The following is a 23,067-nucleotide window of genomic DNA, read 5'->3' on the forward strand; positions in this document are numbered from 1 at the left end:
AGTGATCACAAAAATTCCCCAAGAGAAAAAGATACGGTTTGCTTTAGTAGGCTGCGGAAGAATTTCTAATAATCACATAGAAGCAATATTGAATTATCCAGATGAATCTGAAATTACAGCAGTATGTGATATTAATAGGCCAATTTCTGAAAAGGTAGGAACTCGTTTAAAAGCGGCGCACTATTCTAGCTATGAGGAAATGCTGGAGGCTGGAGGATTTGATGTTGTAGTGCTAATGACCCCAAGTGGAATACATGCTAAACAAGCAATCTTAGCTGCGAGGCATGGCTTTCATGTTGTGACAGAAAAGCCAATGGCTACACGTTGGATAGATGGTGTTGAAATGGTTAAGGCCTGCGATGATTCTGGCGTAAGACTTTTTGTTGTCAAGCAGAATAGAAATAATACAACCTTAAAATTGTTAAAAAATGCATTAGATTCGGATCGATTTGGAAAAATTTACATGGTTGTTTCCAATGTGTTTTGGTCTCGCCCGCAAGAGTATTACGATAGCGCAAAATGGCGCGGCACTTGGGAGTTTGATGGGGGCGCTTTTATGAATCAAGCTAGCCACTATGTTGATTTATTAGATTGGTTAATTGGCCCGGTTGAGAGTGTGCAGTCATATACCTCAACTTTGGCAAGAAATATTGAAGTTGAGGATACTGGCGTAATGGCCATCAAGTGGCGTTCTGGTGCCATAGGTTCAATGAATGTCACCATGCTTACTTACCCCAAAAATTTAGAGGGAAGTATCACCATCCTAGGTGAAAAGGGCTCCGTTAGGCTTGGTGGTGTTGCAGTAAATAAGGTGGAGCACTGGGACTTTCTTGACTCTAGCGAAGAAGATAAGCTTATCAAATCAGCAAGCTATGAAACTACATCCGTTTATGGGCACGGGCATACTCTTTACTATAAAAACGTCATAGAGGTATTGAGGGGTACATCAGAGCCGCAAACCGATGGAAGAGAGGGTTTGAGGTCTCTTGAGTTATTAGTTGCAACCTATTTAGCCTCAAGAGATGGCAGGAAAATATCGCTACCACTAAATAATTAATATATGACTTTTATACACGAAACAGCCTTGGTTGATACTGGCGCTCAAATTGGGTATGGTTCTACTATTTGGCATTGGAGTCATGTTTGCTCAGGAGCGGTTATTGGAGAGAATTGCTCTCTTGGCCAAAATGTATTTATTGCTAACGATGTCAAAATAGGAGACAACGTAAAAATACAAAATAATGTATCAGTCTACGACTCAGTAATTTTGGAGGATGATGTATTTTGTGGGCCCAGTACAGTTTTTACAAACGTATTTAATCCAAGATCAGCTTTTCCCAGAAAAAATGAGTACCGCAAGACGATTGTTCGCCATGGCGCTACTTTAGGGGCAAACTCAACAATTGTCTGTGGCGTAGTAATTGGCGCGCACGCATTTATTGGGGCGGGAGCAGTTATTACTCGCGATGTTAAGCCTCATGCGCTAATGGTCGGAGTTCCAGCCAAACAGCAGGGGTGGATGTGTAAATGTGGACTTAAATTAAATTTGGGGGCAATGGTGAAATGTCCTTGCGGAATGATTTACTCTGTATCAGAGCAAGCATGTATTGAAGATTTTGTTTGAGTGATGAAAAAGATTCTTTTTGTTGCAATGCAGAATAGCCCCCATGCTATGAGATGGATAAATCAACTTGAGGGATCTGATTATGAGGTCGAACTCTTTCCTAATAGTCCATACAAGCCGCATGAATCATTAAAAAAAATTAGGATTCACCAATCGAATCTAATACGAGCATGTCACTATCTTAGAGGCTGCTGTCAAAATATAGTAGATAGAATTTCAGGTAATAAATTAGCGCAGATTAAAAAATTCTTGAGGGTGCCATTTGTTTTACTGATGATGGGGATTGATTTCTTTTTGATGGCGATAGATAGCCTTGAGTTAAGTTTTTTTGGATTTAAATACTCATATAGGAGTGTTTATTATGGTCAAAAGCGTCTAAATAAGATTATTACTAAGATAAGGCCGGATTTAGTACATTCCTTAGAGTTTCAAAATTGCAGTTATGTTGTATTAGATGCAAAAAGTAGTTTTAATGGAGTTTTCCCAAAATGGGCAGCTACGAATTGGGGGAGTGATATTTATTATTATCAAAAGATAAATACTCATGTACCAATATTAAAAAAATTACTTAACTCTATTGACTATTATCTCTGTGAATGTAAGCGAGATATTACGCTTGCAGAAAATCTCGGCTACTCCGGACCAACTTTTCCAGCTATCCCAAATGTAGGTGGATTTGACCTGCGCTCTATTTCTGTAAAGCGTTCATACACTCCCACATCAGAACGAAGAGTTATTGCCATCAAAGGATATGAAAACTTTACAGGTAAAGCAATTACCGCTTTGAAGGCAATTCAGGCATGTGAGAAAGAGTTGCTTGGTTATGAGGTAGTTGTTTACTCTTGCTCCCATGAGACAACAGATTTTATAAAAATTTTGCAAAAAACCACCTGTATTAATATTCGGTCACTCGATAAATGTAGTCCAGATAAAATCCTTGAGTTGTTTGGAAGGGCGAGAATATATATGGGATTGGGGCTTTCGGACGGAATCAGCATATCAATGATAGAAGCAATGGCTTTGGGCGCTTTCCCCATACAAACCAATACATCATGTTGTGAGGAGTGGTTTGAGAGCGGTAAAGGGGGGTTCAGCGTGACTCTGGATGACTTTCCAGATATTGTAAGTAAATTGAGGGTTGCAATTAAAGATGATCTACTGGTTAGTGGTGCGGCAGATATCAATTGGAATATTATTCAAGAAAGAGCTGATATAGAAAAAAATCGAAAAAAAGTATTAACTCTATATCATGAAATCCTAGATTGATAACAAAAGCTAGATATCTTGAAGCGACCACAAGCAAAGAGATTTATCGGAAAATTTTCCAGCTGCTTCAGTACAGTTCTCATTGATTTTTAAAATTGGTTTTGGGAAATTGAAAGGCTTGAGCTCAAGATTTAATGGCCTCCAGAATCCAGACCCAAGATCCTTGTTCGAATTTCTTTCTACAAATGAAGTGGTTAAAAGATACTTTGCACCAGATTTCTTAAAATTAGAAATAATTTTTTTGGCGTCATCATAGGATAGGTGAACAAGGCAGTCCCTGCAAAATATTAAATCTGAGCTTGGTAGATTTTCGTTGGCAATATCTAGGCATTGAAATCGAATATTTGACTTTTGAAATTGATTAGTATTCCTCTCAATTAGATCTGGAACTATATCAATCCCAATATAATCGACCATATCAAGATTTACTTCCTTCATCCAAAACCAATCTCCACATGGTGCATCAATAATAGTTTTAACGTTTAGGCTGCTTAACACTTTTGGCAAAGACTCTCTGATTTTGAAGGTTTGTATTAAGTCTGAACCCTCCCCTGATTTGGATAGCCTTCCTTCAAAAATATTTTCTTTATAAACCTTGGTAAATTTATCTCGTAAAGAAAGATTGTTTATATCCTGATAACTAGCACTTTCGATACTAGGCTCACTGCTTGTATTCTTTGGTTTAAATATATTTAAAATATTTTGGAAAATTTTTGTCATAATTTTTTTGGACTTGGTGCTTAAATATGTGATAAATAAGCGGATAGAAAGATTTCGAGAGTTGATGAAATTCCGACGATGCATGCTTGATATAAGTTTTAGATAAACCACTGATTGAAGCAGATTTTTATTGCTTTTGATATCATCAATTGATAATTGAGATAAAAAATTAGAAATTAGGTTATCGCATTCTTCAAGTACTATTAGCGGTATCTTTCGAGATCCTTGCTCTGAATGTGATCTTGCCTTAACAAGCGAATCCTGAACGAGGTAAAAATTATAAGTCTCGGCCAGCCTAAACCACATGTCGTAGTCTTGGGTGGTTTTTAGAACCTCATTAAAATTCCCATATTTTTCAAAAGCCTTTTTTGGAATTAAAAGGGTACAGCCGTGCAAAGAATTTTCTAAGGTCAGCCAAAGCCTAAATGAATAGTCAACTTTTTTGAGGGTAATCTCCTTACATTGCTGCTCATCGAATACTGAAAAATTAGAATAAATAATTGATTTATTGCGCTGAGATTCGCTCATGGAAACCAACGCATTAACTTGATCCAAGATTTTTTCTTGTTTATAAAGATCATCATGACTTAGCCAGGAGAAGTATTCTCCTGTCATTTGTCTGATGCCCTCATTTAATGCGGAGGCTACTCCGCCATTCTGCTTTTTAATATATATGATCTTATTTGCATAAGAAAGTGCTATATTTTCAGTTTGATTGTGGTCATCTGATCCATCATTGACGACAATTATCTCTGTATTTTTATAAGTTTGACTAAGGGCGCTATCAATGGCTTCCCGTAAAAAGTTAGCCCCATTAAATACGGGTATGATGATTGTGACTTTAGGGTTAAATGGCTGCATGTATATCGGTTTATTGCACGATTTTGAATAAACTTAGGGTGTAAAATGACCAAATATATTTAATTGCCTTACTGATTATAGAGTCAAAATATGTTTAAAAATAAAATATTACTTATTACTGGAGGGACCGGATCTTTTGGTAATACTGTCTTAAGTCGTTTTTTGAAAACTGATGTAAAAGAAATCCGAATCTTTAGTCGCGATGAGAAGAAGCAAGAGGAAATGCGGCTTGCTATTAATAATCCAAAAGTAAAGTTTTACATTGGGGATGTTCGAGAACGCCAAAGTATCGAAGATGCAACCAGGGGCGTTGATTACATATTCCACGCCGCCGCTTTGAAGCAGGTTCCCTCCTGTGAATTCTATCCGATGGAGGCCGTAAGGACAAATGTTCTTGGCACTGAAAATGTATTAAATGCTGCCATTTTGAACCAAGTGTCGAAGGTAATTGTTCTTAGTACCGATAAAGCTGTTTATCCCATTAATGCCATGGGTATTTCTAAGGCTATGGCAGAAAAGTTGGTTGTAGCAAAGTCTCGAGTTAGGGGTGAAAGACAAACCATATTATGTGCTACTAGGTATGGAAATGTCATGGCTTCCCGAGGTTCCGTTATACCCTTATTTATTGATCAATTAAAGCGCGGTCAAGCCCTTACAGTTACCGATCCAAATATGACACGTTTTTTAATGTCATTAGAGGACTCGGTGGATTTGGTGTTGTATGCCTTTGAGCATGGAGAGCCCGGCGACATTTTTGTGCAAAAGGCGCCTGCTTCGACTGTGGCTGATCTCGCTACAGCCCTCAAAGAGTTGATGCGGGTTGATGTGCCTGTAAATATCATTGGTACTCGACATGGTGAGAAGCTCTATGAATCACTTATTTCTAGAGAAGAGATGGCTCATGCAATTGACCTGGGAAGATATTATCGGATTCCTGCTGATAATCGTGATTTAAATTACTCAAAGTTTTTTAGCAGTGGTGAGGTCGCAATTTCAAATACCGAAGACTACACGTCCCATAACGCTGAAAGATTAGATGTTTCAGGCGTTAAACGATTGCTATTGAATCTTAAGGATATTCAGGGGCAATTTAATGCTTAAGGTTATGACAATTGTAGGCACTCGTCCCGAGCTCATAAAAATGTCTCGTGTCATTGCCAAGTTTGATGAGTTTACAAATCATGTCTTAGTCCATACTGGACAAAATTATGATTATGAATTAAATGAAATTTTCTTTAACGACCTTAGAATCAGAAAGCCTGACTTTTTTCTCAATGCAGTAGGCTCAACAGCTGCAGAAACAATTGGGCAGGTCATTACTAAATCTGATGACATCATGCGCAAAGAAAAGCCAGATGCCCTGCTTTTATATGGGGATACAAATTCCTGTCTAGCGGTGATTTCTGCCAAAAGGCTCAAAATCCCAGTATTTCATATGGAGGCTGGCAATCGATGCTTTGATCAGCGCGTTCCAGAAGAGTTAAATCGCAAAATAGTTGATCATCTTAGCGATATAAATCTGGTTCTTTCTGAGCATGCGCGCCGATATTTGGTGCGCGAAGGGGTGTCACCTGAATCTATCATTAAGACGGGATCTCATCTATCTGAAGTGCTTGAGTTTTACGGAGATGACATTAAACACTCAAAAATTCTTACTACTTTAGAGCTAAATCCAAAGCAATATTTCTTGGTAAGTATGCATCGCGAAGAAAATGTGGATTCTGAGCATAATTTAAGAAATATCTTGGAAAGTCTTAATTTATTAGCGGTTAAATACAAGCTTCCAATCATTGTTTCAACCCACCCAAGGACTAGTAAGCGTCTTGAGATGGTTGATGGTATTCAGATGGACCCTTTAATTAACTTTTCCAAACCATTTGGTTTTTTCGATTACATTCAACTGCAATTAAATGCTTTCTGTGTACTTTCTGACAGTGGAACCATTACCGAAGAAAGTTCACTACTAAAATTTCCTGCGGTGACAATTAGAGAGGTTCATGAGCGGCCTGAGGGAATGGATGCGGGCGTTTTAGTTATGTCAGGACTGAAGCCTGATTCTGTTTTGATGGCGGTTCGAGCCGTAACTAATGCAAATTCTGAAGTTCTGGCTAAGGTACCAGATTATGAATCTTTTGATGTCTCATCTAAGATATTGCGAATTGTTTTGAGTTACACAAACTACATTAATCAAACCGTTTGGCGTAAGAATTCTCATTAGAGTTTTTTTGCAAAAATATCTAGGGCTTACTGCGAGTAATCATGATCCCAGTTAGCGTAGTCATCCCATTTTACTGCCATATTAATCAGCTTCGTAGGGCGCTTGATTCAGTTGCGGCTCAAACTATATTGCCGTGTGAGGTGATCATTGTTAATGATGGCGGTGGTAGTGAATTGCAGAAATTATTAGAAAACCTCAAGGATAAATTCCCCCTGCTCAAGATTTTAGTGATTGAGTTATCAAGCAATATGGGCGCCTCGGAAGCAAGAAATCAAGGTTGGAATCATGCTAAAGGTGAATATATCGCGTTTCTTGATGCGGATGATTCATGGCATCCATACAAATTAGCATTTCAATATCAATATATGCAAGATCACCCCAGCGTGGATATTTCAGGCCATCAATACTTTGTGGCCCAATCCCAACCAAACTGGAATCTAGATATACGATTTTCTGAAGTAATGCAAATTGGTATTTCCTTGGCAAGAATGCTAGTAGTAAATCAATTTATTACCCCATCAGTCATGATTCGTGCTAATTACCCCCTCCGATTTGAGTCCTCACAGCGGTATATGGAGGATTACCGTATGTGGTTGACCATCGCAGCCAATAAGGGAGTTATTTCGCGAATTGAAGCCCCGTTAGCATGTATTTATAAGGCTCCATTTGGGGCATCCGGATTAAGCTCCCATTTATGGAAAATGGAATGGGGGGAAATAAAGACTTATATTGCTCTTTGTAAAATTCGCCCAATATTTTTTTTGATTTTGCCTTTATTGCTAATCTATTCATGTGTAAAGTTTCTGCGCCGAATTTATTTAAGTTTCATACATAAAAATCACTAATTTTCATTGTGAATAAAAAATCTATAAAAATACAATTTGTTATTCCAGCCTATGGGGATTCTCCTTATATAGAAGAGTGTATTAAAACACTTCTATCTCAGGCGCTAGCAGATCAGATATCTATAGCTACATCTACACCAAGCACATTTTTAGATCAACTGGCTTTTAAGTATGGGCTTAAAATAAATGTTAATCCTCATAAAAATGGAATAGCTAATGATTGGAATTTTGCATTAAAGCAAAAAGATGCAAAATTTGATTTGATTGTTATTGCTCATCAAGATGATTTATATGAGACTCAATTCTCGAAGAGAGTTACTAGTTTTTTTAGGGCCCATTCTGATGTAGGTATAGTCTTTACTGATTGTGCGGAGTTAATTCAAGGTAAAACCCATTTCAATAGCAAGCGAGAAATAGTTAAGAAGTTGCTTCGAAGGTTGGCATTTTTTGGAGCGGCTACCGTGAACACTAAGATGCGTTATCGATTTCTATTGGGTTTTGGGTGCTCTATTCCATGCCCTACTGTAATTTTTAACAGCTCTCGATTGGTAGGCTTTGAATTTTCAGGGCAATATTCGGTTAATTTAGATTGGGCAGCATGGCTATCTATAGCTAAGAGAGGGGTTAAAATTGGATACATACCATCTTCTTTAGTGGTCCATCGCATTCATGATTCTGCTGAAACTCAAAATGCAATAGTTGATCAACGTAGATCTAATGAAGATCTGCTGATATTTGAGGGTTTATGGCCAAAAAGTTTTGCAAAATTGTTAATGATGATTTATCAGTTTGGATATAAGTAGGGATATATTAATGAGTTCAATTGCGGTGATAGTGCCTTGTTATAAGGTTCGAAATCAAATACTTACCGTATTGCGTGGTATAGGAAATGAGGTCTCCCAGATCTACGTAGTCGATGATGCTTGCCCAGAGCAGACTGGTATATTTGTTCTCGAAAATATTCAGGATGATCGTATTAAAGTGATTATCCTCTCGGAGAATCAAGGAGTGGGCGGTGCTGTAAAAGAGGGATACTTTGCAGCCTTAGCTGACGGCTGGGAAATTTTTGTAAAGATTGATGGCGATGGGCAAATGGATCCAAAGCTGATTAGTGAGTTCGTAGAGCCTATTGCTGCAAGAAAAGCTGATTACACTAAGGGCAATCGTTTTTATGATTTAGAGCATTTAAATCGTATGCCCAAAGTCAGACTTATAGGAAATTCAATTCTCTCTTTTATGAATAAAATTTCTTCTGGCTATTGGAATATTTTTGATCCTACCAATGGATATACGGCTATTCATCGAGATTTAGTGAAAAGAATTGCCTTTAATAAAGTCCACTCAAGATATTTTTTCGAGACAGACATGTTATTTCGACTAAACATCCTGAAAGCTCAGGTAGTGGATATCCCAATGGATGCTAAATACGGCGACGAGGTAAGTAATCTTAAAATTACATCAGTTTTTGGGGAATTTCTTGTATGTCACGTCAGAAATTTCTTTAAAAGAATTTTTTATAACTATTATTTACGTGATATGTCTTTGGCTTCTGTAGAGCTGCCTATAGGTATAGTTGCCTTACTTTTTGGCTTAATATATGGTGGATCAAATTGGTATCAATACGGTCATCAAGGCCTTACGACTCCTGTGGGTACGGTGGTTATTTCCACAATTGCTGTCTTATTCGGCACCCAATTAATATTGGCTTTTCTGGCATTTGATATTGCCTCTGTTCCTCGTCGCCCTATTCACCACAGAGCTCAGTAAGCTACTTAAGAATTTATCCAATGCCAAGCTGGATTCTTGCTTTATTTATTTTTCTGATAGTAGTCATCCGTTTTTTGGGGTTAGAATTATCTCCTCCCGGATTTTTTTTAGATGAGGCTGCAGGTGCCTCTAATATTCTTTGCTTAATTCAAGATGGGAAAGATTTTCATGGCCAGTCTTGGCCGCTTTTTTCAGCGGCCTTCGAAGAAGCAGGTTTTTATACCCCCGTATATTTATATGGCCAATATTTATGGAGCCATCTAGTCGGAAACTCAATTGCTGGATTTAGATCATTTAGTGCAGTAATTAATGCCCTTACAATTTGTCTCTTGTTTGATCTCACCCGCATTAAGATAGGCCTTAAAGCTGGGCTATGGGTAGCCTTATCGGCAGCAATCATGCCGTGGTCATTTCAGTTGTCACGTATTGCATGGGATCCTCCATTAGCAGCCTTTTTCTTGGTGGCTTTTATATGGATGGTAAATATTTCCAAAGTATTTTGGTTAAGCCCATTAGCGCTTTCACTGGCCTTGTACTCATATTCCCCTACAAGGATCGCTGCACCTCTAGTGTTACTTTTTTTACCGGGAATTTCATTGCAAAGAAAAATTGCGCTGGGTTCTTTAACGGTGATGCTTTGTATCCCATTGGCAATATATATGAGAAATCCTCAATTTATGGAGCGAGCCAATACTGTTGCCATATGGAGTAGTGCTTTTGATAATCCTTATGCACATTATTCTTTGATAGAGTTTGGGCAACTTTTTCTTAATCAATATTTAGAGCATTTTTCCTTCAATTTTCTATTTGCATCTGGAGATATCAATTTAAGACACTCTTCTCATTTTTCAGGCATGTTGAGTTGGTATGATGCACTTGGCATACTCGGTGCACTAGCTATACCTTTGGTATCTATTGCGAAATTAAATAATGGCAACCTTACTGATTCACAAAAATATCTATTTAAAATTGCGCTAGTCGGCATCTTGGCAGGGATGATTCCTGCAGCCTTGACTCGAGATGGAATTCCACATGCCCTTAGATCGATTACTGCATGGCCATTTTTTGCACTTTTGGTTGGTATTTCAATTAATTATTGGCTTAATGTATTCAAAAGTAAAAAAATTGAATGGGCGGTATTTGGTACTGCTGCAATTTTTTGCCTTTTTTATTTAATTCATTACTTTGAGTACTATCCTAAACTTGCAGAAAAAGCATTTGAACTGCAACCACGGGCCGAGCGTGAGCCTATTGCAGATGCCTATAGACGTATTGAAAATGGGTCATCCTGCGATGATATTCGGCAAGAAAAAAACATTCGTACTTTTTCACCCACTGTTATAGGTAAGTCGATCAATTTTGGCCTAAATGGCAATGGAACTGCTTTTCTAAGGGATTCATGGCAAATGCAGGAGATGTGGGGGCTATGGTCTAGAGGGGCGAGCTCATCAATTGAAGTGCCTCTGCCTGTAGATGTAAATGCAATACATTCCTTCAATATCTTTATAAAGCCATTTATAAGCTTACGGAACCCAGAGCAAACTATTGAGGTTTTTGTTAATCAAAGATTGTATACAACACTTTATTTAAACAAGGGTCAGGACTACCATCTAGCGATAGATCTATCTGATAGCGACAAGCAGAAAAAAGCAATTAAAGTTAAATTTAAATACCAAAATGCAGTTAGCCCCAATAAGATTGATGCCCAATCAAATGATGCAAGAGTGATTGCTTTGGGCCTAATCTCTGCAAGCTTTCAGTAACGGCGCTATCTGTATTGAGCTGAAATAAGTCCAATTGCCAATATTCGCTCATCAGCCCCTAAGCCGATTATGTTTGGCGCTATAGCATCATCATAAAAAAAGTCAATCTCGATAAATCCAGGTACTAAGGCTTTTGACGGGATAGATATTGATAGTTCCTGTATTCCCGGTTTTGTAAGCTTAAATTGACCAGCTGCAATTCCATTGATATTGACGGTAAATTCTTGCTTGGGATGTATTTTGCTAATAAGCGGGTTTATCTGAAGATTCAGTATTTTTGGGGTTTCCTTTGGCAAGGGCAGAACTATTTTTGACTTCTGGCCATTGGACCAGGTGCCCCAAGATTCGGGAGTAGACCATCCGCAGCTTAACGGCGGCCAGTAGATGTGTTTATTGTCTGCGAATTGGGCAAAAGACATTAATTCACCAATCTTAATGCTCTGATCGATTGACTCTGGCGGAAGCAATTCGTTGGCGTTGATTTGGATGAGGCTTTCCCTAATGGAGTCAGCCCTTTGGCGCAAGGCAGGATTATATTTCACAAAAGCTTCCAATTTATCTTCTGCCGAATAACAAGGATTGTGAATATATCCAGGCACAGAGTGGCCAGAAAAGCCATTTAAAGTGGGAATACCTAAATCTTGCGAGAGGATCATTGCATCAATCTCTGATAATGCATTTTCTGTTAAAAAAAGTTGATTTACATTGAGAGTTTTTGTTGAATCAACTGGAGATTCTGGCATTAGCCTTTTGAGGCTGGCAATTCTTTTCTGCCAGGAATCATGTGAGGAGTGATATTTCAAGGATGGACTTTTTACTGTTTCCCATGCCAATAAAAAAGCTACAAGCAATATGCAGAGGAGATAGAAAAAACGATTGTAATTTTTAATTCTGAGGTAGATGAATTCACAAAAAATAGAAACTAAGATAGCCCCTAAAAGTAAGTCGATAATGACAATGCGATACATCCCTCTTAGTGCGCTTATGCCGGGGATATTAAGAATAAGATGGTAGAAAGATACATCTCCAATCTTAATAACCATGAGTAATAGCGCTATAAATGAGATGCTGGCTACCTTACCAAGAAGTAAGTGCGCTCTATCAACTAGCTTGCCCCAAATAAGAACGCTAGAGACAATGTAAACGAATATTAATCCAAGGCCTAAGAATGAATGCCCAAACCAAAAGTAACTTGTGAATCGGGGAAAATTGGCTTCAATTTCTTGACGTGACCAACGAAGTTGATACGCGCTAGAAATTTCATGGTATTTGTAAAGCAAGATGCAAGTAAAAAAGATGCCAATAAAGACAAAGGAAATAGTTAAGACTTTGTGCGAAATGCTTAAAGAATTCCAACTATTAAGCAGTGGTTTTAAAATATTTTTTTGTGCAATGAACCGATAAATAAAGAAAAAAATAATCAATAAATAGATTAGAAAAACCCCAAGATATATTGAGCAATAAAATTGCTCTGCAATCCATAGGAAAAACCATCCAACTTTTTGAATATTCCCATCATTAATAATTTGCCAAAAATAATAAAATGCCAATGGAGTGGCAAATCGATAAATCAACTGAGCATGATCGGGGGCGCTTAGGGCAGGAAGGGCGGATGCAAATACAAAAGCTCCGGCGCTGGCTGCAAAAATATGAAAATCTAACTTCTTAAGAACCCAAAAACAACATAAAAAATTCAGTATGCCTCCTGCTAGAATCCAGGCGCTCATAGCCATTTCACGATTTAAATCAAAAAATCGAAAAAGAATATAGATAATTCCAGAGCCAAAATGGTTATCACTAAATCCCAAGACATTTTGGAAGGGATAATAAAATATAGGGCTCCATAATTCAGGCCAGCGCCCTGTAACCCAGCCATATAGGTGTTCAAGAAATACACTATTTAAACGTGGATCAACGATATAGCCGGGTATTGCCCTGAACCAGTCTATCGATGGAAGATAGTGCCCACATAGACTTAAGGTAAAAAAAAGAAGAAAGATTGATATAGGGAAGATGCAAAGAAGGCGCCTTACAGATTTACTTTCCATAATGTGGGTGCTCATTGAAAGGAGATGCTCTCTAATCCGAAAGCTAATTGCCGTTCATCGGGGCCCATATTGATTGATTTAGGGCTGATGCGATTAGGAAAATGTAGGTCAATATTTACCGTCTTGGTATTTTTTGGCAAGTTTTCAATTGGTATTTTTATTACGTTTCTATTCGCTAGAGTGAGAGTTTGGGAGGCTACAAATTTCTTATCTAAATAAATCTGGATTATTTGCTCTGGAGTGTGGGGTGTTATAAAAGCCTTACCAGTAAGTAATATCGAATGTAAATTATTAACATCAGAAATAGGTATTTGTAATGTGGCATGCTCTTCATTAGACCAAACTCCCCATTCTTCCGGTTCTGACCAACCAGTAGCGGAGAGATGAGGTTCTTTGATGTTTTTATGGGCAGCTTCAACTATGGCGATTCTGGAAAAGTTGATTTTTTTATTTGTAGTTACTGGCGGCATATTAATCAGAATTTGTTTTTTAAATACTGAATAGATGATTTCATCATCCACTACCACATCAAAGATTTTTAAAAATTCTTTCTGAGCGTCTGGTAGAGTCGAGGTTTTACCATTTTGGCGATAATTGGTAAATATATAGTCAGCATCATGTAAGTTATCAACTACTAAAATACGTTTTTGATCCTGCTGCGAAAATATTCGAAGTGTGTCGGTAAGGGTAATGAAGGAATCAGGATAGATTTTAATGAGCTCTCTTGAATCCCGATTAAGTACATAATGCAGAGCATTTTTGTTGCTCAGTCCCCAGTAGTCAACATCAAATTTACTAACCCAATTTTTACCGGCAAATAAATTAAAATATGAATATTGGTATGGGTGAGCATTTTTGATCCATAAAATATTATGAGCAATAAAGAGAGAAATACATATAAAAAACCCACTTCTCATTAATTTGCTGGCTATGTTAACTTGTTGGTAAAAATGAGTAATGCCTAATATTGATACCAAAAGAATAAATGGATAAATAAAATATAGATGGCGCCAACCATCATAGACAACCGAATTTAATGCGATGGCGCTAAGGATGGGTATAAAGACTATTGCACAGAAAATCAAATCTTGAATTTGATCGCTATTTAAGAAGAGTCGCCCTTTTTTACGGGCTGTTGTTGAGAGACTCTTAAGAATGAGATATGCACCAATTAAAAAGCAGAGGATGATTGGAGGTGGCGTAGTTATTAGAATGTAGGTGGGTATATATTCCCAGGGAACTGCTGTTGATGAAATTTCCTTGCCCATAAAGAGGATGGTCAAAGAGGATCGTACCCATCTTGAAAAGCCTCCTAAGGTGTTCAGAAAGTTAGCAATGGGTGACTCCCAGAGCAATGGCCAGAATAAAACAACCAATGCAGCACTGGCTAGAAAGTATAACAGTAGAGGGGGGATTATATTTTTGAAACACAATTCTCTTTGTTGTAAGCGAAGTGAAATTCCTAAAAATGTTAAGCCAACCAAAAAAATAGCTGCAATTCGTGTGTCTATGGCTGCGGCGGTAAATAATGCGGCCCAAAAAGCATTTAATTTATTGACATTTAGAGTAAAGCGAATTGATGCATTAGCAGCTAGCGCAAATAATGATAGAAATACTAAATCTTTATTGTTATAAAAAGACTCTGCAAAAAAACGCGGGCTAGTGATTAGTAGGAGAACTGCCAGCAAACCAATGCCCCAGTTTTTAAAACGTCGAGCGGCAAGTTGATAGATGGCAACGCCACCAAAAAAAGAAAATAAAAAAGTTAATAAGTGGCGGAATTCGTAGATTTTTCTTTCGTCAATACCATTGCCAATATTGAAGATACGTTCTAATAAAATCGATACGATTGCAAAAAAAGGCCCAAATGATTTATCTGCATAATCATGAAGATCTGGAATTTCCTTTTGTGAAATTACTGGATCGTCTATTAATGGTTTTAATGGGATAGAATTTGCTAAGTACTTGGTCGAGACTAGGCCTGTAGTCCTTTCTATAGATTCATCCATAGAAAGGCCGTAATCATTGTGAGCCACTATTCCAATGAGCATCCATAGAGAAAAGAATAATGGAACAATTATCTTCTTTTGATTAAAGATGTGAAAAGAGAATTTCATTAGCTTATGATTTATAAATGCTATCGGATGCTTTGAAGATAGGAGTCACAGCGATCTAAACGTGGCTCTTGACAATCTAGAAAAACATAAAATGCAATGGCTCTATTGAGGCCAAATGACTTGATTCTGACTTTTTTAAAAAAATAATTTGCAATTTCAATAATTTCACAAGACGTATTTACGTGCTCATGTGCCATTAGCTTTGAGTAGTCAAGTCCATACTTAAGTTTAAATTCGATTCCAGTAGTGAGCTTCCATCCAAGTGTCCATAAGAATGTTCCCTCGTTCGGAATAGCAGCTCTAAATCGACCATTTTCCTTGAGTAATAGACCAGATTTTGCTACCACTTCAGGTAGATTGGTAATATGCTCGAGTGCTGCAATAGAAGTCACTCTATCGTATTGAGGTAGCAAGTTAATTTCATTGATATCCAAAAACTTATTTCTTATTCGGCTTAGGTTGGATTTATCTTTGTATAGATTGGTAAATGGTTCAATAATGTCATAAGGTCCAACTTCGGGTTCATAGGGCAGCTGATTTAATGACCCAGCTCCGATTTCAAGGGTTGAGATTTCTGGTGAGGAGGGTGATTGGTGGTTGCAGACATCATCAGCAACTTTTTTATGGAGCCAAGACTCCATTTTTTGGCTAATGGAAGTAATGGGAGTTTCTCCCTCACGGTTTTTGTGATAATGGGCATTATGTATTAGCTCAATTTCCTTGGGTAGAGCGGGTCTAATTTTTGGAAACTTTGCTAAGATATTTGAAATGAGGGATTTATTCATATTGGATGAGAATAGGCTTGGTATATAGCAAACTCTTATTTTAAAGCCTTAAATGCCCTAACCGACTAGGCGCTATGTTGGGGTATGGGTTGGCTTACTAGGTATGCCTTAAAAGGGGTGTTTCCCATTGATTAAAGGGGGTATGAGGAAGGGCTTATAGTTATTGAAATTGTAGCCATTCGATGCCTATCCCCAGATTTCTGGTGTCACTTCCTAAGTTACTTGCTAATGGGCTAGTAGCATTGTGAAATCTAAAGTCAATTTCATATACTTTTGATGATTGAAGATTTTTATCTAATGTAATAGTGATAGTGTTGTCGCTATCTTTAACTAGTCTTGCCGATGGTAGTGGCTGTTGGTTTATTGAAATGTCGATATTCTGTTCAGCGTGTTTTGGGTTAACAAAAGCTCTTGCATGAATAATAAGTTTTGATGCATTGGGGCTTGGATTGGGAAGAATTAGTATTGCCTTTTCTCCATTTGACCAGACCCCCCAAGGTTCCGGAGTTGCCCAACCTAGAAATAGCATTTCATTGGTAAGCTTATCGTTAGGATTATTAAAGCTAATAACTTGGCCTAATTTAATCTTGGGTTCTGTGAGCCAAAAGTGCGCATATGCGGCAATTAGGGAGTAACTCGCTAAACATATGCATAATGCAGTAAGGGTGGACCTCACGATAGAACGCATACTCATTTGGCGTCCTTTGCAATTACTTCACTAATTTTGTTAGCTAAAATATTTGCCCCAAATGGTGATAAATGTCCATCATCTTGCACATATACCCGCATAGCATTTTTAGATAGTAGATCAGTGGGGTCGATGCAATCTAATCTTAAATTTTTACACTGCTCCAAGAAATATTCTTGAGGTAAATTTTTAGTACTAACACCGTCATTGTTCAATAATTGGGCAATCTCAGGAATGTAAACAACTAGGAAGCGAGATTGATTAGCGACGCTAATAGAATTCATCTCCGCAATCATTTGAAATGCAACATCCCACTCGAGTTTGTGCTTGGTGGGATTTTCATAAAATTCCTTCGGCATGATGTAACTGTACTGAGAGGAGTATGGGGCTACCCATTTATAGTCTTCACGAATCTGATGTGCCAAGGATAGAGGATTTGACGTTAGTTGCAAATACTTCTTAAACTTTTGTTTAATGGCTTGCCATTGCGCCGCACCATCAAAAATACAACATAACTCAGTAAACACGGAATTATTCTTAATGGCGTCATCTTTTTCTGACGGATAGCTTGTTATTTTTGGAGGATAAATTTTAGAGAAGTTAACTTTCCCATTATGAATCTCAAATCTTGGTTTTTCGAGCCCCCAGCTAGACTTCTCCGCGTTCCACAGCAAGTCATTGGCAAAAAATAGTAAGACAACCCATTTAACTTTTGGAGAAATAGTGTGCTGTAGGGTAATTAATTCTTGGTCTGTAGAGTAGCCTCCAACCCCAGTATTAATTACGTTAGAGTTAGTTAACTCTGCGAGTTTCCAGGGAATTGTTTCATTATCTTTAAGATAGAATCCTTGGGCAAAGGAGTCACCCAATACAATTCCAGTAGAATAATTGTCATGAAAGGGTGGAGTAGTGCGAAACCCTTGAGCATTGGTGGAGAAATAGTTTTGAGGTTTTTCGCTACTATTTCTACTTACGATTCTAAGATCGAGATTGGGTTTTAAGACCCAGCCTAACTTTTCAGAGTAGTTATAAAATCCTCTTTCAATTAAGGGTAGCCTTCCCTGGCTCACAAATGGCATGGAAAGCTCAGAGCCTACAGCGAGAAATAGAAGGGTTGCTAGAATCAGGCCTGTAGTCATAAGAATCAATAGACCGTACCCCGCCAAGGAGATCAGTAATGCACGTGGCGATCCTTGGAAAATTTGCATTTATAAGTACTCTGCCCAGATAAGTCCTATTGCTAAATTTCGCGTGTCATCTCCAATGCCTAATGCTTTAGGAGAAATATTATTAGGAAATTTTAGGAGCAATTCTAGTCTGTGTTGATTTGTTAAGTCGCCGGGAATGGGAATATTAATTTGATTGATGCCAGCTTTTCTAAAGTGATCTTGCTTAAGTAATGTATTTCCCGAATACACTTCTATTTTCTGACTAGGGTGAGCAGATTCAATAAAAGTATTAAATTCTAATCGTAAGGTGGTAGTTTTTTGGACTGGCATTGGCAATATCAATTTTGCAACGCCTCCCTCAGACCAGGTTCCCCAAGCTTCGGGATAAGCCCACCCAGACAGTAGATAGCTAAAAGCTCCTTGTGAGGTGCGTGAAAAGTAGATCTTTTCACGCAAATGTGGGGCTATTGTTTTTTCGGATATGACTATTTCAGGCGGGAAAATAACGGGGTTCGCACAAGTGATTGGAGTGGGAAGTAATACGTTATAGCCATCAATGCGCCCAATTTGGTAGCCGAGATTTTGAGCAATCTCTAATAAGGGGAGTAACTCCTTATCACCGATGATATAAAAAGCGTTGGGGTTCAGACGACCCTCTTTAAGGGCAAAGAGCAGGGCTTGATTAGCTTTGGGAATTTTCCCTTCAATTCTAGCCATAAATACAGAATTAGTTGCTAATTGATGTTTTTGAGCGTAGTCAGCAATGATGCTCCAATCAGCCAGCGAGTTGCCAATGGGGTAGCGTAACACTTGTGTATAGCAATTTGCCAAATCCTTCCACAGAGGATTTTTTAGCGTTTCAATAGGCGCATGCAAGCTCGCAGTTTTCAAGACTTTTCTATTGGGAAGCCAACCCGAACTAGTGTCGATGATTTGAATGAGAAGAGCAGTGCATATTAGCGGTATTGCAAATCGAGGTAAATAGCGTATGACTAAAAATAAAATGACAAAGTAGATTATGTAAAAGACTGGCCAAAACATCCTTCCCGAGGATCGTAAAATACTTGCTAGCGAGATGACTTGATTTGGTAAGTCATATTGAAAAGTCCAATTACTCAAAGAGATAGAATTAGATAAAGCAAATAGACACAGAATTACTAATGTGAGTAATAAAAAAGGAAATCTTTTCGCTATATTGGAGATTTGATTCGCGTGTCGAAAAAATATAAATATAGTTGCAGGGAGTAGCACTAAGACTCCAAGCCCCAGAAAAGCAAATCCTTCCCCTGCATCAAAACCATTAGGTAGATCATTTAAGAGATAAGACCAGCCATTAGAGTCAAATAGAGAGGCTAAGTGAAGTTTGTAGACGCCATAACCTTCGGCTTTAAGATCTCCCGATGAGGGCAATAGATATCCTGTAAGCCAGGCTACTAAAAAGATGGATAGCAAGCACGAGAAAGCCTCTTGAGCTGCTTGGCGCAATTTAATCAAGTGTGCAAGCATGCGATCAAAAATACTTGCGGCCCATAAAGCAAAAATCATTACTAATAAATAAAAATGTATCCCAGTCGTCAACCCAAGAAGGCAAGCCCATTTCCTAGTGGAAACCTTCTGATCGGGGCATAAGTTCAAATATAGAGCAGCCAATATAAGGAAATGAGCTGTCAATGCAGCATGCAGGCCAACCCGAAATAGCATGATTGGTGCAAATAAAAATAAACCCGCACCTAGCGTGCGTAATATTAGCTTTGGCGTGATGAGGCTTAATAGTTTGAAGCTAAACCAAGCTTGACCAATAAAACAAGTTAAGTACCAAATTCCAAAATATTGAAATGGGGTCGGCAGCCAAGTATGTAGGCCCTTAAAGATTATTGCAAAAAACGGAATGGAGTCGCTATAAACGATGGACGAACTGATGTCTAAGCCATATTTTGGATTCAGTCCGAGAGGAAATTGCCACGGCCCCTCTCTAAAAAATGCCCACCCAAGGTAATGTGTGGTGGGATCAATACTGCCATTAAGCCACAGTACATTATTGGGTAGAAGTGGTAGCGGTCCTAAAGCTAAATAAAAACTCGCTATGCCAAGAATTAAGGGCACAAAATAATTTAAAGCAGAGCTCTGCTGTAAATGAGAGGTCACCAATAAGAATGATTTTTTATTTGTGAATCGACTCATTTTTAATGAGATTTCGTAAATACAGTTTTAATGGAGCAAGTGTTTTATATTGACAGGAGTATGAAAGTACTTTTGACAAATGTAATGTGAGCTCACTTTGGGCGGATAGGGAAAGCATTTTTGCATACCATTGATCACCAAAAAATGCGCGATGCTTTTCAGCTATTTGACTTATCCCGATATAACCATTATTGGACTGTCGCTCTCTATCAGGGTTAACATTTTCGGCGTAATCTTGACGATTTATTTTGTAGCCTTTGCCAAGCTGAAGAAGGCGTATCAAAAAATCCCAATCTTCAAGATTGAAAAACTTAACATCAAATCCTTGGAGGCGATCAAAATCTGCACGTTTAACCATGAAGCCAATATCAATATCATTTTTATATTGAATGTCCTGCACGCTAAATTCTCCGCTGATTTGGCCAGGCAATGGACGGATTGTACGAAAATCAAAAAATTCATGGAATCGGGTTGAGGAAACCAGAATATATTGATTGGTTTTCATGACTTGGTACATGCTATTGAGGCGCCCCGGCAGGTAAATATCATCGTCATCTAAAAAGGTAACGTAGGTGCCGCGGGAGTGTTTGACGCCCAAATTGCGCGCATGAGCTGCACCGTGCACTTTTTGGTTTACTACATATTGAATCTGGCCACTTTGGATAAGATTTTCTAGGGCTGTGCGAGCCGTTGCGGTCGGGCTATCATCAACCACAATAACTTCAAGTACTCCATCAAAGGATTGACTCAGTACAGATTGTACGGAACGAAATGCACCTTCCGGGCGATTGCAGGTGGGAATAATAATAGAGATGGTGGGAAGATCACTATGAGTCATAGAAAATTATTCAAAAGTAGCTGAGATCAATCCGAATCCTAGCTTGCGAATATCGGTGCCCATTCCAATTGCTTGGGGTGTAGTTGCGTTGGGCATTTGAAGTTCAATCTCAATATAGTCCCGATTTGTTTTTGCTTGGGGGTCAAGCTTAATTGTGATGGAGTTTCCGTCTTGCTGTTGTAATTTTAAGGTTTGATTGAGCTTGCCATTGACTAATATAGTCATTTGCTGAGTGGGGTGGCGTTCGTTGATCAGAGCTCGCCCAATCAGAGTGAGGGATTTAGCCCGGTCTTTTGGTAAGGGCAGCACAAGTTTGGCCTTATTTCCCTCAGACCAAGCGCCAAATGATTCTGGATAAGCCCATCCCTCACCTGTAATGTTGCTAGTACCAATGCCAACCAAAAACATTTTTCCTGCGCTGTCATTAGAAAAAGTGATAGGTTTATGAATACTAACGTTAGGGACAAACCCGGAAACCTCGGAGGCCTGTGGAACTGCTGGGCAGTCAGAACATTTTTTCCAGCCAGGTGCAAGAACAAATAATTGGTTAATGTTGGCAAGTAAATCTGAGGAAGTATTTAAATGCATCAGCACAGGAATCACTTTATTGGCCTTAAGAATATATAAAGCACTTGGGTCATATTCGCCATTTAGCGATTGTTGATCAAATTTATTTTCGGAATTCTCGATTTTAAGATTGCTGATACGCGCAAGATAGACTGAATTGGTTGCGAGTCCAAATTTTTCTGAAAAGCTTGCAAAGCGCAGCCAATCGAGAGGGATCATGCCTGGCGGATCTTGAGCCGGAACCACTATAAGCTTGGTGTATTTTTGGGCAGCGTTTCCCCAAAAAGGATCGTTAAGTGTTTGGATTTGCTGTGAAAAAATATCGAGCAGAGCAGAATCTTTTGCGATCTCCTGATGCTTTGGCCACCAACCGGCGCTCGTATCAATTAGTTGCACTACAAAAAAAATACCCAAGGTAAAGATACTTTTTCTTTTGGGTAGATAGCGAGCGACACAATAAATTGCTAATAGCAGTACCAAATATAGGGTGGGCCAAAAAATACGACTAGATTGTCTTAATGTGGCCCCGATATTGAGTAAAAAATCAGGTAAGGGGTAGGAAAAAGACCATCTTCCGATATGCACATGATTGCTAAGTGAAAAAATCAATGATAATGCAGCAAAAATAAGAAGAGGAATATAAATACGAGGGATTGGCAGCCTATAAAGGCGACGTACTATTGTCAAATATAGGGCCATTCCAATAGATAGTAATGCTCCTAACCCCAGATATGAAAACCCTTCGTAGGTTTGCAAAGTAGTGGGAATAGGTTTTAATAAATAAGACCAGCCGGCCGCATTAAATGGAGCAAGTAAATTCATACTGCCCGTTCCATAGGGCAAGCCAATCAGGCTGCTACCTTCGGTAGAAAAATATCCAGCCATCCATGCAGTAAAAAATAAGATTACTGGGATTAGCCAAAGTTTTTTAATGAACCAAATATTTCCATCCTTATTTGTACTTAATAAAAATACAACAGTGTTGGTTAGCCATAAACCAAACACCATGATAAAAATATAAAAATGCGTGAGTAATGAAAAAAAGAGTAATAGAAGCCAATTCCAAAATGAATATGGATTGGTTGGGCGCAGATTTAAATAAATAGCAGCAAGTAGCATGAAATGTGCCTCTAGCGCAGCATGTACTCCGATGCGATAAAACAAGATCGGGGAAAACAGAATAATTCCAGATCCAAAGATTCGAATAAGGGTATTGGCGCTAATCAAAGATACCAGCATCCATCCAAATAAGGCTTGCAGCAAAAAGCAGATAAGCGTCCAGATGCCGAAGTATTGGAAGGGATCGGGTAGTAAGGTTGTGAAGGGCTTCAAAAGAAGCGCTAATAAAGGTATGGAGTCACTAAAGACAATCGAGTTACTTAGATCTAGCCCGTAGTTAGGATTTAAACCCCAAGGTACCGAGAATGGGCTATTTCTAAAAAAAGCCCACCCAAGATAGTGCGTAGGCGGATCTAAACCCCTAATCCAACTCAAATTGCTTGGGTTTAGAGGTAAGGGGCCGATAACAAGCCAATAACTCATTATTCCCATTGCCAGGGGAATAACTAAGGACAAGGGGCTATTATTTTTGGACATAAAGGGTGAAATTG

At 38.5% G+C, this 23,067-nt stretch carries 18 protein-coding genes; 9 read left to right on the plus strand and 9 right to left on the minus strand.

From position 1 onward, the window contains the following. Window positions 1-4: 4 nt before the first annotated feature. From ICN41_RS08880 to ICN41_RS08890, 3 genes are read left to right on the plus strand one after another with little or no spacing between them, the layout of a single operon-like run. Entirely contained in the window at window positions 5-1,057 is a 1,053-nt protein-coding gene (locus ICN41_RS08880; RefSeq protein WP_216292758.1) for a Gfo/Idh/MocA family oxidoreductase, read from the plus strand. Between the two features lie 3 nt (window positions 1,058-1,060). Then, window positions 1,061-1,624 (plus strand): acyltransferase, encoded by a 564-nt coding sequence (locus ICN41_RS08885; RefSeq protein WP_216292567.1) that lies wholly within the window; start codon window positions 1,061-1,063, stop codon window positions 1,622-1,624. Window positions 1,625-1,627: 3 nt separating this feature from the next. Beyond that, on the plus strand, window positions 1,628-2,890 hold the full coding sequence (locus ICN41_RS08890; protein WP_216292568.1) for a glycosyltransferase: 1,263 nt from the start codon (window positions 1,628-1,630) through the stop codon (window positions 2,888-2,890). 9 nt (window positions 2,891-2,899) lie between these two features. Here ICN41_RS08890 and ICN41_RS08895 read toward each other — a convergent pair whose 3' ends face one another. After that, window positions 2,900-4,471 carry a glycosyltransferase gene (locus ICN41_RS08895; RefSeq protein WP_216292569.1) on the minus strand — a complete coding sequence of 524 codons (1,572 nt, stop codon included), beginning with the start codon at window positions 4,469-4,471 and terminating at the stop codon, window positions 2,900-2,902. Between the two features lie 90 nt (window positions 4,472-4,561). Between ICN41_RS08895 and ICN41_RS08900 the strand changes: the two genes are divergently transcribed. Genes ICN41_RS08900 through ICN41_RS08925 form a run of 6 tightly spaced genes read left to right on the plus strand, consistent with a single transcriptional unit; the run spans window position 4,562 to window position 11,064 of the window. Then, window positions 4,562-5,572, plus strand: coding sequence for a polysaccharide biosynthesis protein (locus ICN41_RS08900; protein ID WP_216292570.1), 1,011 nt, complete (start codon window positions 4,562-4,564; stop codon window positions 5,570-5,572). Continuing rightward, window positions 5,565-6,689, plus strand: coding sequence for a non-hydrolyzing UDP-N-acetylglucosamine 2-epimerase (gene wecB, locus ICN41_RS08905; RefSeq protein ID WP_216292571.1), 1,125 nt, complete (start codon window positions 5,565-5,567; stop codon window positions 6,687-6,689). Before ICN41_RS08900 ends, wecB begins: the two co-directional genes overlap by 8 nt. Before the next feature lie 41 nt (window positions 6,690-6,730). Continuing rightward, window positions 6,731-7,534, plus strand: coding sequence for a glycosyltransferase family 2 protein (locus ICN41_RS08910; protein WP_216292572.1), 804 nt, complete (start codon window positions 6,731-6,733; stop codon window positions 7,532-7,534). A gap of 8 nt (window positions 7,535-7,542) precedes the next feature. Beyond that, window positions 7,543-8,337 carry a glycosyltransferase family A protein gene (locus tag ICN41_RS08915; RefSeq protein ID WP_216292573.1) on the plus strand — a complete coding sequence of 265 codons (795 nt, stop codon included), beginning with the start codon at window positions 7,543-7,545 and terminating at the stop codon, window positions 8,335-8,337. A gap of 10 nt (window positions 8,338-8,347) precedes the next feature. Next, complete coding sequence (locus ICN41_RS08920; protein ID WP_216292574.1) at window positions 8,348-9,301, plus strand: glycosyltransferase family 2 protein; 954 nt, start codon at window positions 8,348-8,350, stop codon at window positions 9,299-9,301. 20 nt (window positions 9,302-9,321) lie between these two features. After that, complete coding sequence (locus ICN41_RS08925; protein WP_216292575.1) at window positions 9,322-11,064, plus strand: glycosyltransferase family 39 protein; 1,743 nt, start codon at window positions 9,322-9,324, stop codon at window positions 11,062-11,064. Between the two features lie 5 nt (window positions 11,065-11,069). Here the strand turns inward: ICN41_RS08925 and ICN41_RS08930 are convergent, their stop codons facing one another. The 8 genes from ICN41_RS08930 to ICN41_RS08965 form a co-directional block, all read right to left on the minus strand. Next, a complete protein-coding gene (locus ICN41_RS08930; protein ID WP_216292576.1) occupies window positions 11,070-13,127 on the minus strand; it encodes a hypothetical protein in 2,058 nt (685 codons plus the stop codon). After that, window positions 13,124-15,229, minus strand: a complete 2,106-nt coding sequence (locus tag ICN41_RS08935) for a glycosyltransferase family 39 protein (RefSeq protein ID WP_216292577.1) — start codon at window positions 15,227-15,229, stop codon at window positions 13,124-13,126. The genes ICN41_RS08930 and ICN41_RS08935 overlap by 4 nt, the downstream gene beginning before the upstream one ends. Before the next feature lie 20 nt (window positions 15,230-15,249). Beyond that, window positions 15,250-16,014 (minus strand): class I SAM-dependent methyltransferase, encoded by a 765-nt coding sequence (locus ICN41_RS08940; protein ID WP_216292578.1) that lies wholly within the window; start codon window positions 16,012-16,014, stop codon window positions 15,250-15,252. Between the two features lie 160 nt (window positions 16,015-16,174). Then, on the minus strand, window positions 16,175-16,708 hold the full coding sequence (locus ICN41_RS08945; RefSeq protein WP_216292579.1) for a hypothetical protein: 534 nt from the start codon (window positions 16,706-16,708) through the stop codon (window positions 16,175-16,177). Further along, window positions 16,705-17,841, minus strand: coding sequence for an SGNH/GDSL hydrolase family protein (locus ICN41_RS08950; protein WP_216292580.1), 1,137 nt, complete (start codon window positions 17,839-17,841; stop codon window positions 16,705-16,707). The genes ICN41_RS08945 and ICN41_RS08950 overlap by 4 nt, the downstream gene beginning before the upstream one ends. Window positions 17,842-17,910: 69 nt before the next feature. Further along, window positions 17,911-20,052, minus strand: coding sequence for a DUF6311 domain-containing protein (locus ICN41_RS08955; RefSeq protein WP_223146614.1), 2,142 nt, complete (start codon window positions 20,050-20,052; stop codon window positions 17,911-17,913). Then, a complete protein-coding gene (locus ICN41_RS08960; RefSeq protein WP_216292582.1) occupies window positions 20,033-20,890 on the minus strand; it encodes a glycosyltransferase family 2 protein in 858 nt (285 codons plus the stop codon). The genes ICN41_RS08955 and ICN41_RS08960 overlap by 20 nt, the downstream gene beginning before the upstream one ends. 6 nt (window positions 20,891-20,896) lie before the next feature. Further along, window positions 20,897-23,053 (minus strand): DUF6311 domain-containing protein, encoded by a 2,157-nt coding sequence (locus ICN41_RS08965; RefSeq protein ID WP_255537960.1) that lies wholly within the window; start codon window positions 23,051-23,053, stop codon window positions 20,897-20,899. Window positions 23,054-23,067: the final 14 nt, after the last annotated feature.

Source organism: Polynucleobacter sp. 15G-AUS-farblos (assembly GCF_018882445.1).
GTDB lineage: Bacteria > Pseudomonadota > Gammaproteobacteria > Burkholderiales > Burkholderiaceae > Polynucleobacter.